Origin of the sequence: Ohtaekwangia kribbensis (assembly GCF_042676245.1) — a bacterium.
GTDB classification, from domain to species: domain Bacteria; phylum Bacteroidota; class Bacteroidia; order Cytophagales; family Cyclobacteriaceae; genus Ohtaekwangia; species Ohtaekwangia kribbensis.
This window is the reverse complement of sequence record NZ_JBHTKA010000007.1, coordinates 419841-435153: the sequence shown is the minus strand read 5'-3', so window position 1 is coordinate 435153 and position 15313 is coordinate 419841. Positions and strand designations below refer to the sequence as shown.

12 protein-coding genes and 1 tRNA gene are annotated in these 15313 nt (G+C 44.8%); 8 read left to right on the top strand and 5 right to left on the bottom strand.

Annotation, left to right across the window (positions count from 1 at the left end):
• Nucleotides 1-601: 601 nt before the first annotated feature.
• Nucleotides 602-673 (bottom strand) — tRNA-Glu (locus ACFQ21_RS17040).
• 196 nt (nucleotides 674-869) lie between these two features.
• On the opposite strand from ACFQ21_RS17040, the gene gap reads away from it, so the two are divergent.
• The 8 genes from gap (at nucleotide 870) to ACFQ21_RS17000 (ending at nucleotide 8986) form a co-directional block, all read left to right on the top strand.
• Entirely contained in the window at nucleotides 870-1868 is a 999-nt protein-coding gene (gap, locus tag ACFQ21_RS17035; RefSeq protein WP_377580486.1) for a type I glyceraldehyde-3-phosphate dehydrogenase, read from the top strand.
• Between the two features lie 200 nt (nucleotides 1869-2068).
• A complete protein-coding gene (locus ACFQ21_RS17030; RefSeq protein ID WP_377580485.1) occupies nucleotides 2069-3244 on the top strand; it encodes a J domain-containing protein in 1176 nt (391 codons plus the stop codon).
• A 126-nt stretch (nucleotides 3245-3370) separates the two neighbouring features.
• Nucleotides 3371-3808 (top strand): hypothetical protein, encoded by a 438-nt coding sequence (locus tag ACFQ21_RS17025; RefSeq protein ID WP_377580484.1) that lies wholly within the window; start codon nucleotides 3371-3373, stop codon nucleotides 3806-3808.
• Between the two features lie 103 nt (nucleotides 3809-3911).
• Nucleotides 3912-5741, top strand: coding sequence for a sensor histidine kinase (locus ACFQ21_RS17020; RefSeq protein ID WP_377580483.1), 1830 nt, complete (start codon nucleotides 3912-3914; stop codon nucleotides 5739-5741).
• Nucleotides 5738-6220, top strand: coding sequence for a nuclear transport factor 2 family protein (locus ACFQ21_RS17015; RefSeq protein WP_377580482.1), 483 nt, complete (start codon nucleotides 5738-5740; stop codon nucleotides 6218-6220). The genes ACFQ21_RS17020 and ACFQ21_RS17015 overlap by 4 nt, the downstream gene beginning before the upstream one ends.
• A 145-nt stretch (nucleotides 6221-6365) precedes the next feature.
• Entirely contained in the window at nucleotides 6366-6491 is a 126-nt protein-coding gene (locus tag ACFQ21_RS17010; RefSeq protein WP_377580481.1) for a hypothetical protein, read from the top strand.
• Nucleotides 6492-6652: 161 nt separating this feature from the next.
• The gene (locus ACFQ21_RS17005) at nucleotides 6653-7855 is read left to right on the top strand and encodes an aspartate aminotransferase family protein (protein WP_377580480.1); all 1203 of its coding nucleotides are present in this window, start codon (nucleotides 6653-6655) and stop codon (nucleotides 7853-7855) included.
• A 9-nt stretch (nucleotides 7856-7864) separates the two neighbouring features.
• Nucleotides 7865-8986 (top strand): AI-2E family transporter, encoded by a 1122-nt coding sequence (locus ACFQ21_RS17000; protein ID WP_377580479.1) that lies wholly within the window; start codon nucleotides 7865-7867, stop codon nucleotides 8984-8986.
• Here the strand turns inward: ACFQ21_RS17000 and hslV are convergent.
• From hslV to ACFQ21_RS16980, 4 genes are all read right to left on the bottom strand, one after another.
• Nucleotides 8970-9506, bottom strand: a complete 537-nt coding sequence (hslV, locus tag ACFQ21_RS16995; RefSeq protein ID WP_377580478.1) for an ATP-dependent protease subunit HslV — start codon at nucleotides 9504-9506, stop codon at nucleotides 8970-8972. The two genes, ACFQ21_RS17000 and hslV, sit on opposite strands and share 17 nt — an antisense overlap.
• Nucleotides 9507-9631: 125 nt before the next feature.
• Nucleotides 9632-11269: a pyruvate dehydrogenase complex dihydrolipoamide acetyltransferase gene (locus ACFQ21_RS16990; protein ID WP_377580477.1), complete on the bottom strand. Its 1638-nt coding sequence runs from the start codon at nucleotides 11267-11269 to the stop codon at nucleotides 9632-9634.
• Nucleotides 11270-11386: 117 nt separating this feature from the next.
• The gene (locus ACFQ21_RS16985) at nucleotides 11387-14356 is read right to left on the bottom strand and encodes a hypothetical protein (RefSeq protein WP_377580476.1); all 2970 of its coding nucleotides are present in this window, start codon (nucleotides 14354-14356) and stop codon (nucleotides 11387-11389) included.
• A 76-nt stretch (nucleotides 14357-14432) separates the two neighbouring features.
• The gene (locus tag ACFQ21_RS16980) at nucleotides 14433-15308 is read right to left on the bottom strand and encodes a DUF4249 domain-containing protein (RefSeq protein ID WP_377580475.1); all 876 of its coding nucleotides are present in this window, start codon (nucleotides 15306-15308) and stop codon (nucleotides 14433-14435) included.
• Between the last annotated feature and the right edge of the window lie 5 nt (nucleotides 15309-15313).

The following is a 15313-nucleotide window of genomic DNA, read 5'->3' as shown; positions in this document are numbered from 1 at the left end:
CGCTAAGGTATTAACACTTTAGAACGTATAGCACCATTGCATGCCTATGCAATATCTTATATACCATAGGTAATAAAGTCAACGTTGCTTCGCTACATAATCAAAAGTACAATCATGGAAGCATTAACGACAAAGCTGTATCAATCAGCTTTTTTAAAATCAACAGGCATGTTTATGGGCATAGCATGTATCCTAAATATCCTTCAGGATCTATAGTCGTGTTTAAAGCATCTTCCGCGCCAATACCATTATGGGGCGAAGATTATTTAATAGAAATTATAGGATAGCTGCATTTATAAAGTGTGTTCATCAGTCAGTGAGCCAGGACATATTCAACTCAATTCATATAATGATATGAAGGGATGAAGATGGCAATTCGGTATACTCGCCATTCGACATTCCATTGAAGGCGATTAAAGGAATGTATACTATCGTTGGTAAGATTGTCATCGAGGCCTCGTTGTAAAGATGAGAAGCATACACTACAATCCTTCTACAACGGTATGGCTACCCGAAAACTATTATCCGGATATTTTTCTCTCCAGCTATAGCAAATAAAAAAAGCAACTATCGTTTTTGATAGTTGCTTTTTGCTTTTCAGTAGTCCGTACGGGAATCGAACCCGTGTTACCAGAATGAAAATCTGGTGTCCTAACCCCTAGACGAACGGACCATTTTTTAATGGTAGGGTTTGTGTGAGTGTGTTTTCCTTTCGTGTTTCTCTCAAAAGGTGTGCAAAGATATAGCTGTGTTTCGGATTTGCAAACCGGTGCGCAAAAAAAAATTTAAAACACAATTTTATTTCATTGGTTTTAGTCAGGCGGTACTTTATTTTTGGCTTCCGAAATTTTAACCAAACAAATACAACAATGACTAAAGTAGGTATTAACGGTTTCGGCCGTATCGGTCGCCTGGCTTTCAGAGCTGCTATCAATCGTAAAGATATTGAGATCGTTGGGATTAATGACCTGGTGGATCCTGAGTACATGGCATACATGTTAAAGTACGATTCAACCCATGGTAAGTTTGATGGTACTGTGGAAGTGAAAGACGGTGGTCTGGTTGTAAACGGAAAGAAAATCCGCGTTACGGCTGAAAAAGATCCTGCTAACTTAAAATGGTCTGATGTAGGCGCTGAAATCGTTATCGAGTCTACCGGATTGTTCCTTACACAAGCTGATGGTCAGAAACATATTACCGCAGGTGCTAAAAAAGTAGTATTCTCCGCTCCTGCTAAAGATGATACGCCTACGTTTGTAATGGGTGTTAACCACAAGAAACTTACAGCACAGCATACGATCGTATCAAACGCTTCCTGTACAACAAACTGCCTTGCTCCTTTGGCAAAAGTACTCAACGATAAATTTGGTATCGTAGAAGGTTTGATGAGCACAGTTCACGCTGTTACGGCTACACAAAAAACTGTTGATGGTCCTTCAGTAAAAGACTGGAGAGGTGGTCGTGGTGCATACCAGAACATCATCCCTTCTTCTACCGGTGCCGCTAAAGCTGTAGCATTGGTTATTCCTGAGCTGAAAGGTAAACTTACAGGTATGTCATTCCGCGTGCCGGTTGCTGACGTTTCTGTTGTTGACCTTACTGTAAGACTCGCGAAAGCAGCCTCTTACGAGCAAATCAAAACCGCTATGAAAGAAGCTTCTGAAGGCGAACTGAAAGGAATTTTAGGATACACAGAAGATGATGTAGTATCACAGGATTTCCTCGGCGATGCCCGCACATCTATCTTCGATGCGAAAGCAGGTATAGCCCTGAACGACAACTTCGTGAAAGTAGTATCATGGTACGATAACGAGTGGGGTTATTCTAACAAGCTGATCGACCTCGTGCAGGAATTAGCAAAAGTTTAATCTTTACGTGAAAAAGTATTGACGCAAACCCGGAAGCATCCCCTTCCGGGTTTTCTTTTTTTAAACCGGCCAGTCGCTGGCATTCTTTTATAGCTATTTCAAGCCGTAAAACGCAAAAAACAGAAATTAGCCGGCATCGTTAGAAAGAAATAGAGAGGCAACTACGTTTTAGTCGTATTTGAACCCAATAACTTCAGGCCATGGCTGACTATTACAAAATACTCGGCATTAGTCCTTCGGATGACTCTACAGCTTTGCGTGCCGCCTATAAACGGCTGGCCATGCAATATCACCCCGACCGCAACGCTGGCGACCCCGAAGCTGAAGAAATGTTCAAGCTCATCAACGAAGCTTACCACGTACTTTCCGATCCGCTGAAAAAATCGCGCTACGATTTTCAACTCAATCCGCAGGTGACGGAAACAGTTGATGTTCAGTACGAAATCAACAGACGTAAATACTGGCGCTGGCAGCAGGCACAACGCCAATACTATAAAATCGATAAAGAATATTTCAAGATACAGGGTCTCGCCTTTCTTGTATTTATAGTCATTGCAGGGTTCTGCTTCTCGGTAATACACACGGCCTACTATTTTGTAGAACAGAAACGAATTGCCAAATGGAACGCTAACAGCGCAGCGTTACTACAGGTAAATGCATTGTTCGATACCGGCAAATTTGATGAAGCTTTCGGCATGATGCTCACGCTCCAGAAAAATGATCCGATGGAATTCCGGTTCATTTACGGATACGATAGTCTCATCACCACGTTGCACGCCATGGCCGATCATGAATTCAAAAACCTCCAGTTTGCCGAAGCGGTGTCGCATTACCTCGTGCTTAAAAATCATGAAGACCCGGTACAGTTTGAGACACTCGAAAAACTTGCCTTGTGCCAGTATTACCTTGGTAATTTTCAGGAAGCTGTTACAGCGCTCAAGCATTTACATAATCAGCAACCAGAAAATCTTCAGTTGATATACCGGATCGGCATGATCAGTCTTGAAAAACTCGATCAGCCCGAAGAAGCACTTCAGTATTTCAACCTCGGCAAAAAACTTTTCCGAAAGAACTTAACAGAGATTTATGGCGAAGCCTTTATGATCGTGATGGATCCCAACGATGCTCCGGATATTTACTATGAGATATTTGAAGCGCGTGGCCGCACAAATTTAAAACTCGGTCACTACGAAGATGTACTCAACGACTGCACATGGGGAGTATATCTGCGGCCAGAAAAAGGTGAGCCTTATTTACTCCGTGCGTTGGCACATATAGAAGGAAGAACATACGAGAATGTGTGCAGCGACCTGCGCAAAGCCCGGCAACTGGGTATCGAAAATACAGAAGGGTTAATCCGGAAGCACTGCCGGTAACAACTTTCTACGGGATGCCTCCCCGATTTGATTCACAAATTATCCGTACTTTTACGTTGACTACAATACCCGTTAGAGTGGTATATCAAATTTTAAAGACGCAAGAAGAATTTAAAGACCCCGCTTATGAAGAACCAACTGAATCGCGAACACCTTATCTCTGTAAAAAATAGTTACTTTAATATACTCGCATTGTTTTTAGGCCAGTCGAAAATTGATAGCCGCTTTCTGCGATGCCTCCTCAAGTGGGGTTTTCAGTTACACTTAAGTCCTGATGATCTGGCAAAAGCCAATGTAGATCTCACACATCTTCAGTTCACTAACCCGGCCGACAAGATTGAAAAACTGGAAGCGATCTATCACTTGGTATATATGATCTACCTCGATGCAGTGGTAGAAGATGTTGAACTGGAAGTAGCTACGATCTATGCCGAGCAACTCGGCTTCCGCGCTACCGTTGTTAGTGACTTGTTCAAATCCATCGCCACCGAAGCGTATGACGATGCCATTACACGCAACGTACGCCAAGAGGTAATGGACTTTCTAAAACTTCACGAAGCATAAGGTATAGCAGTAAACCTGCTCATCGCTAAAATATTCATATATCCTTAACACTGTTTTTAGCAGAACCGGTCAGGGTGCAATTAGCTTTGTGCCCTGACTACGAATGTTCTGGAATATCAATACCATCGGGAAACGGTTATTCCTTTCCTTCAGCATACTGGCGGTAAACGTCATCATCATCTCGGCTCTCTCCTATCATTTCATTTCGCGCACCAAAAATATATACGAACTCACCAAACGTATTGAGGATGAGCGCATCCAGATTGAGCGACTGCTCAAGCTCGATCTTGACTTCCTCCGCTTCGAAACCATCAACCAGGAATTTTACAAGACCAACCGAAGCGGCATCCTGGTGCAGCGCGATAGTTTATATACCATCATTCTGCGCGAAGCCATTCTGCTCAACAACGTTATGTTCGATTACAACCTGGGCGTTGGTAAAAATTTCGACAGCATCAATCAAACACTGCAAACCTACAACACTACCTTCTCGAAGGTAAAAGAGAAAATTATATACCGGGGCTTTAAGGATTATGGTGTGGAAGGGCGCATGCGAAAATTTGCGCACGAGCTGGAAGAACATTCCAATGAGATCAGCATGATTGAAATACTTTCCTTGCGCAGACACGAAAAAGATTACTTCCTGCGCAAGGAGGAACACTATAAAACAAAATTCAACACGTTTGCCGATTCACTTATCCGCAAGCTTAATTCCGAGCACAGCTTCGTGGTACATTTACTTCAATCGTATCGCGATAACTTCAATCAGCTTGCAGCGCTGGATGAAGCAATCGGGCTTGTGCCAACGCAGGGGCTAATGGGCGAACTTAACAGCAATACAGATGAACTTTCGGATCAGCTTACTTCGCTGGTAACCCTTACCGATGCACGCGCCAACAGCATCATCCGCCAGAGCCTGGTAACCTGCATCAGCATTGGTTTAAGTGCTATCGTAATCTCGTTTGTACTTACCTACGTTACGGCACTGCGTCTTACCCGTCCCATCAAAAAGTTATCGAACTCCATTGGCAAGTTCATGGTAACACAGGGACTCAACGAAGACGAATTGAAAGAATCAGATGTAACGAACGAGATCCACAGTCTTTCGAATGCCTATATAAAACTCACGCGCAAGCTCAAAACACAGTTTGATGAGATACAACGTAAATCGCAGTTACTTGAAAAGCGTAATGCCGAATTGCAAAAGCTCAACGAAGAGCTCGACCGGTTTATATATAGTTCGGCTCACGATTTAAAATCACCACTCGCATCCATGGCGGGATTGGTGCACCTGGCCAAACGCGAAATGGATGTACCCGAGCACGGCCACTACTTTGATCGCATGCAGTCGAGCATCGACAAGATGGAAGGATTTATCCGCGACATAACCGACTACGCCAAGAACAAGCGCCAGCAGATCAAACCGGAGAAGATAAACCTGCAGGCTATCGTAAGCGACATATTTCAAAGCTTCCAGTTTATACCTCAGGCCGACCTGATCACAAAAAATATACGCATCAGCAACGGAGAGTTTTATACCGACAAAACGAGATTGGAGATCATTCTGAAAAATCTCATCTCCAATGCCATCCGGTATGCTGATTTTGAAAAAACAAGTCCATTCATTTCCATCGAAGCCACCATTCAGAAAAATTCGACTACTATTAAAGTAGAAGATAACGGTATCGGTATTGCGGAAGAGCACATCTACAAAATCTTCGATATGTTTTACCGGGCCAGCGATTACGCCAAAGGTTCGGGCATCGGGTTGTTCCTGGTGCGCGAGTCGGCAAAAATGCTGCGCGGTACCATTGCCGTGGAGTCAGAATTACAAAAGGGTACAACGTTTATCTTAACTTTACCTTCGCTGGACAAGGTAAACGTAAACCAGCTGCCCGAATCCGTACCCATTAAATTTCTGACTGCATCATGAAAACATTTCTGCTGGCGTTTTGCGCCACCCTCCTCACATCGATTGGGCTACACGCACAGTCGCACGAGGCTGATATTAACCGTTTTATAGATACCTGGCACAAGGCTGCAGCCGATGCCAATGCCACGGCATTTTTCGGCAGCATGGCCGACCAAAGTATATATATAGGTACCGATGCCACTGAGCGTTGGAACAAGGAACAGTTCACTTCCTTTGCTAAACCTTATTTTGACAGAGGAAAAGCCTGGGACTTCAAGCCCTATGATCGCGACCTGCATGTAACATCCGATGGAAAATATGTATGGTTTTCTGAACTTTTAACAACGTGGATGGGCACTTGCCGCGGGTCAGGTATACTTCGTAAAACAAAAGACGGCTGGAAGATCGAACAATACCACCTGTCCGTTACAGTTCCAAACGATATAATTCGGGATTTTATATCGCTTGTAGAGAGCTACCAGCAGAAGCAAAGTAAATAAAACGGGAGCACGGTAATGCATAAGCATTACATTGCCAATCCATTACGGTAAGCCTACAAATGTATGGTTTCACCAGAGTTTCGGTGGAATTCAGGGGTCGTTTTTTACGAATTTTGAAACATCAACTCCTTTAGCCATGCCATACATGAAGAATCTTGACTACAGAGACGTAACGAACGCCCGGGTATCATCCAGGCTGAAACAAGTATTAGTGCTGATTGGTACGATTCTGATCGGAATGATTATCTCGATAACCGTGAATGCTGCCTAACCGCAGTACTTTATGATTTTAGTCCTCGACCTTCCTGTAGAAGCTATTTTTTTAACGCAAGATTAAAACCAACTTTTTAAAGGTTAATTTAGTTTCACAAGACCCCGCCCTGCGGGGTTTTTGTTTTTATATCGCATACCGGCCCCGTTGTATTTGATACCATGCTTTATCTTTACCGCATGGAGTTCAGCCAGGATATATTTCTCAACAAGATCGCGCAGACAACCGATTCGCCTTACCTCATCACCATTGATCGTGCCGAAGGTATATATATGTATTCACCGGATGGAAAACGGTATACCGACCTGATCTCGGGTATTGGTGTGAGCAGTCTGGGGCACGGTCATCCCAAAGTAATCAAGGCCATCAAAGAGCAGGTTGATAAGCATTTGCATGTGATGGTATACGGAGAATTCATCCAGTCTGCTCCCAACCTGCTGGCGCAGAAATTAACGTCATTGCTTCCCGCCAATCTCAACTGCTGCTACTTTGTTAACTCCGGAACCGAAGCCAATGAAGGCGCGCTTAAACTTGCCAAGCGTTATACCGGTCGCACGGAAATAGTATCGTTTCGTAAATCGTATCATGGAAGTACGCATGGCTCTATGAGTGTATCGGGGAACGAAGTAAAGAAGCAGGCGTTCCGTCCGTTGCTGCCGGATGTCCGGTTCATTGACTTCAATGTGTTGACGGATCTTGAAAAAATTACCACCACTACAGCCTGCGTTATTGTAGAAACCATACAAGGTGATGCCGGTGTGCGTATACCTTCTAAAGAGTATATGAAGGCCCTGCGCAAGCGCTGCGATGAAACCGGTGCGCTGTTGATACTCGATGAAATTCAATGCGGCATGGGACGCACGGGTAAACTTTTTGCCTTTGAACATTTCGGTATAGTACCCGATATACTTACCGTTGCCAAAGCTTTTGGTGGCGGACTCCCGATAGGTTCTTTTATATCCGACAAAAAAATAATGCAGTCGCTTACGCACGATCCGATGCTGGGCCACATAACAACCTTTGGTGGCAACCCGGTATGCTGTGCTTCGGCTCTTGCAACGCTACAGGTACTGGAAGAAGAAAACCTGGTAGCACAGGCGGAGGCCAAAGGGCAACTCATTGAACACTTACTCAAACACCCGCACATAAAAGAAGTACGCAGAATAGGTTTGATGTTCGCGATTGATTTTGATTCAGCCGATCGTGTTAACAACATCGTGATGCGCGCCAAAGAGCTGGGCATTATTACCTACTGGTTCCTGTCGCATCCGTATAGTTTCAGAATTGCGCCTCCACTTACCATTACCGAAGAACAAATCAAAGAATCGTGCGCTGCCATTTTGAAGGCTATAGATAATGCGTAATTTCGTTCCATGGCAGATTCTATACAGAAGCCCTTCGACCGGCTCGACTATACGTACAAATTGTTAGTCGTTATTGCGCTTACCATTGTTGCCATAGTGCTGGCGCAGGATATAGTTGTACCGTTTGCTTTTGCCGGTATACTTTCCATTGTCATGCTTCCCGTAGTAAAGAAACTCGAAGAGCGCAGAGTAGGCACGGCACTTTCCATTACCATTGTACTGCTTACTACGGTCACTATACTGGGTGTGTTTATCTGGCTGATCGTTAACCAGGTGATTGGCCTGATCAACGACTTGCCCAACCTGCAGGTTCAGTTTGAAACGTTTGTCGATCAGATGAGCCGTACGTTAAGACGCGACTTTGGCATCAGCACGGCTGAACAGAAGAACATGGTAAGCGAGATGATGAAAAGTATCAGCACATACCTCGGTGGTATACTCATCTCTACAACCAACACGATCTCAACGCTTGTACAGATACCGATCTATATATTTCTCTTCCTGATATACCGCGAGAAGTTCAGACTGTTCTTTATCAGCTTCCTGAAAAGTGAAGAACTGGTTTGGAAAAAAGATGTAGAGCGTGTTATCCAGGGATATATATCAGGTCTCTTTCTCGTAACACTCATCATTGCGGCACTCAACACCATCGGCTTGCTGGCGCTGGGAATTGAGCATGCTATATTTTTCGGTATACTCTCAGGTATACTCACCATTATACCCTATGTAGGTATCATTATCGGAGCGTTGTTTCCGATCATCATGGCACTTATCACCAAAGACAGCATCTGGTATGCTATTGGTGTTGTGATCGTCTTTTCGGTAGTGCAGTTCCTGGAAGGTAATTTTATTACACCACGCATTACCGGATCGAAAGTGAGCATCAACGCACTGGCAGCGATCATAGCGTTACTGATCGGGGGAAAATTACTGGGTATAGCGGGAATGATTCTGGCCGTGCCGGGTATAGGTTTACTCAAGATATTACTGTCGCATACCAACCGGTTAAAACCGTTTGTTATACTGCTGGAAGATACCGATGGCAAAGCTGCACCACCGGAAACAACAGCCGATGTAGTAGTCGATCAGATTGAGCGCGAAGGCGAAGAGCCTCCTAAAGCTTCTCTATAACCAGGTTGTGGTTGGTATAGATGCAAATGTCTGCTGCTATATTTAAACTCTCACGTACAATCTCCTCTGCACTAAGGTGTGGGGCATGACGCTTCAACGCAAGTGCTGCTGATTGCGCATACATCGACCCGGAACCAATGGCAGCTACCTGGTTGTCGGGCTCGAGCACATCGCCGGTTCCGGATAGTACAAGAAGTTCATCTTTACTCACAGTGATCAGCATGGCTTCGAGTCTGCGGAGGAAACGGTCCATGCGCCAGTCTTTCGCCAACTCTATAGCGGCACGCTTCATGTTACCACCGTAGCTGTTCAGTTTTTCTTCAAAACGTTCTATCAATGTAAAAGCATCGGCTGTGGAACCTGCAAAGCCTGCCAGTACTTTTCCATCCTGCAGCTTACGAATTTTGCGCACATTGCTTTTGGCTACATAGTTACCCATGGTTGCCTGGCCATCGCCTCCTATCGCTACCTGGCCGTTGTGGATAACGGCTATAATGGTGGTTGCATGAATCTTTTCCATTGCACTATATCGTTTGGGTTGAGCGTACAGGCTATACGTTGTAAGCCGTTCGCAGAATCTGGAAAATATATCTAAACAAAACTCCCTCTCGAAAGGGAGAGGGAGTATATATCGGTCAAAATTTACTAGATCAGAATTCTTACCGGATCTTCGAGGAGGCCCTTCAGCGTTTTGAGGAAGGCCGAACCTACAGCACCGTCTACTGCGCGGTGGTCGCACGACAGTGTAACTTTCATTACGTTGCCTACAACCAGTTGTCCGTTCTTCACAATGGCGGTTTCTTTTATACCACCTACTGCGAGTATACATGCATCCGGAGGGTTGATGATCGCGGTGAACTCTTCTATACCGAACATGCCGAGGTTGGATATAGTAAAGGTGCTACCTTCCCACTCGGATGGCTGCAGTTTTTTATCGTGAGCTTTCTGTGCGAGTTCTTTTACTTCCACAGCAATGTGTGAAAGTGATTTGCTATCGGCAAAGCGAACTACCGGAACCAGCAGGCCATCTTTCACAGCTACTGCTACACCAATGTTCACATGGTGGTTCTTACGGATCTTGTCGCCAAGCCAGCTTGAGTTAACATCCGGGTGCTGACGCAACGCTACGGCTGCTGCTTTGATCACGATATCGTTGAACGATACTTTTACCGGGCTGATCTCATTTATACTCTTGCGTGCTTCCATCGCCTTATCCATGTTGATTTCCATGGTCAGGTAGAAGTGAGGCGCAGAGAATTTACTTTCTGTCAAACGCTTCGCGATGGTTTTACGCATCTGCGATACTGGTATTTCTTCGAAGCTCTCCTTGCCGATTACCTGAGGTAATACGATTGGCGCAGCAGATTTACCTTCTTTGCCAGCGGCAGCAGCAGGTTTCGCTTCTGCAGCAGGTTTATAGTTCTCAACATCGCTCTTGGTTACACGGCCATGTTCGCCCGAACCCTGAATTTTACTGATGTCGTATCCTTTGTCTTTTGCTAATTTCTTCGCGAGCGGAGAAGCTTTGATTCTTCCGTTTGTACCATGATCAGCACTAACATCCGCTGATGCTGTGGCCGCTGGTGCTTCAGCAGGTTTAGATGCAGCAGCTACCGGAGCAGAACCGCCGGAAGCTTTTGCTTCGTGTGCCTTGAGCAGCGTCTGGTAGTCAGCACCTTTTTCACCAATGATAGCAAGCACTCCGTTTACCGGAACAGCTTTGCCTGCATCAGCTCCTATATATAACAGTGTGCCGGTGTTGTATGATTCATACTCCATCGTAGCCTTGTCTGTTTCGATCTCAGCTAACAATTCACCAGACTTCACACTGTCGCCAACCTTCTTGTGCCATGCAGCAATAACACCATCGGTCATGGTATCGCTCATCTTCGGCATCAATACAATTTCAGCTTTGATGTTGGATGTATCGATCGCAGGTGCTGCGCTCGCTGCAGGTGCCGAAGCCGCTGCTTTCGGTTCTTCAACTTTGCCACCGGAAGCTGCCGCGTTGGATGCTCCTGCCAGCAAGGCTGAGTAATCTTCTCCTTTATTTCCTACAATAGCGAGGACATCGTTCACTTTTACCGCCTGGCCCTCTTTCACACCAAGGTATAGTACTGTACCGGTGTTGAAAGATTCATAATCCATCGTAGCCTTGTCGGTTTCTATTTCAGCCATTAACTCGCCTGACTTCACGGAATCACCCACCTTCTTATGCCACTTTGCGACCACGCCTTCGGTCATGGTATCGCTCATTTTGGGCATGCGTATTATTTCTGCCATTGTCGATTGTAGATTTTTAGATTTTAAATAAGGAAATATCTGCTTCGCAAACCGTTGCAATGCATCCTTTCCTGCATTAAGCTTCCAAAAATAGAGTATAAAAGGTGATTTTCAAGTTCAAAAACCGATATTCCCTATCAAAATCTCAAACACGGTGCCTCCCGCTGTATTCCGGTTTGCCTTCAGATACGAGGTGCGAAATCCTAATTCAAACTTCGGCAGGAAACGCATAAAGTTGAAATCAAAAGTTGTTTCAACTCCGATGGATTGATAGGTGTCGTCAGTAGCAAACCCCTGCACTAAGTTTGCATCGCGGTTGTAATAGTATACTGTTCCATATCCTTGTCCATAATCGAAGAAGGCATTAAGCTTAACGCGCTGAACGTTAAGTATGGGGCCGAGAGCTATATCAGGATACCAGAGAGGGAATGCATAATTTAATGAAACCGTGTAGAATTTTTCATCCCGAGGGTATCCATATCCACGAGGCTTGAAAATTCTGTTGCGGAAAGTATAAATATCCGTCTCTACACTTTGCAAACTTTTCTGAAAGGCCAACCGTGAATATAGGTAATGGTGTTTTGCGAGCCCTGGAAAATATAGTATACCTCTGACTGCAAGAAGGTTGCCCGTAAAGTCACTATTAAAAGGAGTACTATATAAATCGATGCTTAGAGATTGCCCCCAACGGTACAAAAAATCTCTGTAACTCGGCTTCAATAAGCGATAGTAAGTTAACGCAAAGTGATTATATATTAAATCGCCATCGGTAAGCTGATCTGTATAAAAGTAATCATACGTTGTATTCCGATACGGAACAAATCGATCCTTACCTTTATAGATGAGTGTATCGTTTCGTGTAATTGTATTGACAAATGACGACACTCTCGTAAGCCCTACCGAATTACCAACTGACAGTTGCTCTATATATTTCGATCGTGTAAGAAGTAACGGTATACTTAATCCACCCTCTACCGTTGTCTCATCCCATGTAAACTCGATTTTCTTTTCTTCCAGCGTTTCGTCATTTGTACGATTGCCTTTTTCTGCCGTCAGGTTTATGATGGGATATAGCCCCTGATAGCTGATACCGGCACGCCACAGGTCGGTACGTTCGTTGATGTCATATACATAGCCGGCGGTGATCGAAGTCGTACTGAGTACATCGTGCGATGCCACAGCAGCAGTGATCTGCGCCAAATCGTTCGTGAGTAAAAATCCCCAGCTATAAGGATTAATAATTCCCTTCAGCTTTGAGTAACGTTTTACCGGCAACACGTTTTGTGGGATGCTGTCGAACAACCCCGGCCTTCCCTCCTGTTCTACGAGATGCCGGTAAGCATGATCAGCCTGAGATTTTGCCTCATATATAGTCCACGATGATGGATCGAACGGAGCCTTTACCACATCCATTCCATCTTTCGCCTGGTCGTTATAGTATAACGTTTTGCCATCTTTTGTTACCGCCGGGTTGAAGGCACCATATTTACTGCTCGTAACCTGGTACCGTTGTTTGGTCTCCACATCAATCGCATATATGTTATCGATGCCAGTAACAGGCGAGTTAAAGAGTATATATTTCCCCCACTGCACCGGGTGTCCCAAATTTTCATGTGTAGCGGGTAATATCTCCTGCTCTGTACCTGAATCAACATCAATGGAAACAAGCATTTTTCCCTGTCTGGTTGTCTTCAGTACAACGATCTTCGAGGCATCGTCAGACCAACGGGGCATGGAGTAAAAATAGTTGGCTTCATTGGCAAACTCCTTTATAGGTTTACCGGTAAACAGTTCGAGTATAACCAGCGTGTTGGAATAGTCATTATCCGAACGCACGGTAACGATCTTATCTCCGTTAGGCGACAATGCAGCACTGGCATACCGTTGACGTCTTCCTCCTATAACACGTTTCTGTTTATTTTCATAATCGTAAATCTTGATCTGCGAAAAGTTCTTCACGCGCCAACGCGGGTCGTATCCGAATTCGTTCCACACCACCGAAGTATAGGTGGATGAAAGCATACCCGCATCGTTAACAAAACCCGGAGTAAAAACTCGTTTCTCTCGACCATCTTTCAACAGTACAAATTGTTCAATATCACCTATACCCTGCTTCATCACCAGTATACTTCCATCTTCCTGGGGTTGTGGATATAGATAATCCGTATAGGCTGTTGTTGATCGCGAATTTACTTTTTCAAAAGAGGTAAGCTTTAATTGGTCAATCTCCTTCTGCCATTCGCTTCGATACGTTGCCGCCATCTCATTATACAGATCCTTTACATATAGCCCGGTTTTATTTTTAATAGCATTAGAGAAAGCGAACGGTATAAATGGAACACTCCACGATCGCGCTGTGATCTTTCCCCATATCTCCGGGTCGTCTGTTTTCCTGCGCAGGTAGCTTACCATGTTATACCCTAATACATAGTGGTTGGGTATATTATGCTTGTACGATCGTAAATACTGTTTGTGATAGTTGAACGTACGGCCTTCCAGCAGATTGGTTTTAAACACGAGATTAAACTGCGGTATCTTACCGCGACCGCTATGCGTAAATGCTGTTTCAGTAACCACGGCATCGCCTTCCCAAAACCACTGAGGCGCTGCCACCTGCGACATACCCGCCAATGTCGGATTACCGAAGAGATAATAAAACAACCTGTTGAACCCGCGCGTTGCATGCTGATATTGTACAATGTGCCGGTACTCATGCGAGGCCAGCATATCGAGCCAGTCGTTCGTGCCTATAAAATTATAGTCTTGAGGAGCCATGGTATAAAATTCAGACCTCCTCGGCAACATCGATACAAAGGCATTGGACACCGAAGATTGATTCTGCAACACCACGGATATCTTTCGAGGCCTGGTGCCGAGTGACTTCGCTTCAGGCGCATGTATATATTCCAGTGTGTTGGCCATGCGCTGGGCCTGCTCATCAAACCCCTCCGGAAAAAGCACTCTGAAATGGGGGGTATTAACCTGGTACCACTTTAAACCCGTAGGGTTATTTTCAAGTATAGTCTGCGTTTGTGCATGTACTGCTAACGAGAGTATAGCCAATAAAAAAGGGAGTGATATTTTCATCCGGAATAGTTTACCGTATGAAATATGAAACTCCCTTTTGTGAAAAGCAACTATCGTTGCCTAATTCTGACTAAACTTACTCGTTGATACGAATCTCGCTACTCACCACTGCGCTTACCTGAAACAGACCTAACGCTCCATTCGATAAATTAGTACGTGGGTCTGCCGGCGGTTGGGTAAACATACCGCCATCGTTGTTCAACAGTTTATCCAGGTCGCGGTAGAAAATAAAGGCATCGCGACTCAGGCTGTACACTTCAGCACGGGCCAGGTCATTTACACTATAGAAAATCGGCAGCGGGAAACCATCGATGTTCTCTCCTACCAATTCATCATCGGCATAGTATACATCGGTATCCAAATTATATGTTAACGAATCGTTACGGTAGGTTTTGAAAAGATAATAGTCTCTTGTTTCCTTCGGTTCCTTTACGAACATCAGCACTTCGTAGAATCTTCCCGGATCTTCCGGGTCTTCGCGTTCATCTTCATCAATACGATATTCCAGTTTATCAATCGTAGTAATGCGATTTAGTTTGTCTTGCGCGGTATAGGTTTGTCCTTCAGCCACAACAGTCAGGGTATAGGTGCGATCGATCACACCAACAAACGGAGTCTGCGGAAGATAATATCCGGCAGAGTCTGCATGATTGCGCGGATTGTGTACAAATGTATATTCATTACCCAGGTCATCGGCTACGGTTATGGTTGCATCCGTAACGCGTGGTGTTTTACCGCTGGCGTAGAAGTTGGTTGACTTGCTCACCTTTACAAACTGGTAGCCGGCCCGATCGGTAACTTGTCCTTCAATAACGATCTTCGGTGTCGTTTCCTCCAGGTCAAGCACTACTGTCTCTTCACAGGCAGCGAGCGTGAGCAACGTGAGACTATATATCAATGCTTTTTTCATGGACAATGCTTTATAAAATATATTGCTGTTTTGTGTTTTCATGATGC

Bases quoted from the DNA above. Each gene is read 5' to 3' on its own strand.
- ACFQ21_RS17020 (WP_377580483.1), top strand. From the start codon at position 3,912: ATGTTCTGGAATATCAATACCATCGGGAAACGGTTATTCCTTTCCTTC.
- ACFQ21_RS17015 (WP_377580482.1), top strand. From the start codon at position 5,738: ATGAAAACATTTCTGCTGGCGTTTTGCGCCACCCTCCTCACATCGATT.
- ACFQ21_RS16985 (WP_377580476.1), bottom strand. From the start codon at position 14,356: ATGAAAATATCACTCCCTTTTTTATTGGCTATACTCTCGTTAGCAGTA.
- hslV (WP_377580478.1), bottom strand. From the start codon at position 9,506: ATGGAAAAGATTCATGCAACCACCATTATAGCCGTTATCCACAACGGC.
- ACFQ21_RS17025 (WP_377580484.1), top strand. From the start codon at position 3,371: ATGAAGAACCAACTGAATCGCGAACACCTTATCTCTGTAAAAAATAGT.
- ACFQ21_RS17030 (WP_377580485.1), top strand. From the start codon at position 2,069: ATGGCTGACTATTACAAAATACTCGGCATTAGTCCTTCGGATGACTCT.
- ACFQ21_RS17010 (WP_377580481.1), top strand. From the start codon at position 6,366: ATGAAGAATCTTGACTACAGAGACGTAACGAACGCCCGGGTATCATCC.
- gap (WP_377580486.1), top strand. From the start codon at position 870: ATGACTAAAGTAGGTATTAACGGTTTCGGCCGTATCGGTCGCCTGGCT.
- ACFQ21_RS16980 (WP_377580475.1), bottom strand. From the start codon at position 15,308: ATGAAAACACAAAACAGCAATATATTTTATAAAGCATTGTCCATGAAA.
- ACFQ21_RS17005 (WP_377580480.1), top strand. From the start codon at position 6,653: ATGCTTTATCTTTACCGCATGGAGTTCAGCCAGGATATATTTCTCAAC.
- ACFQ21_RS16990 (WP_377580477.1), bottom strand. From the start codon at position 11,269: ATGGCAGAAATAATACGCATGCCCAAAATGAGCGATACCATGACCGAA.
- ACFQ21_RS17000 (WP_377580479.1), top strand. From the start codon at position 7,865: ATGGCAGATTCTATACAGAAGCCCTTCGACCGGCTCGACTATACGTAC.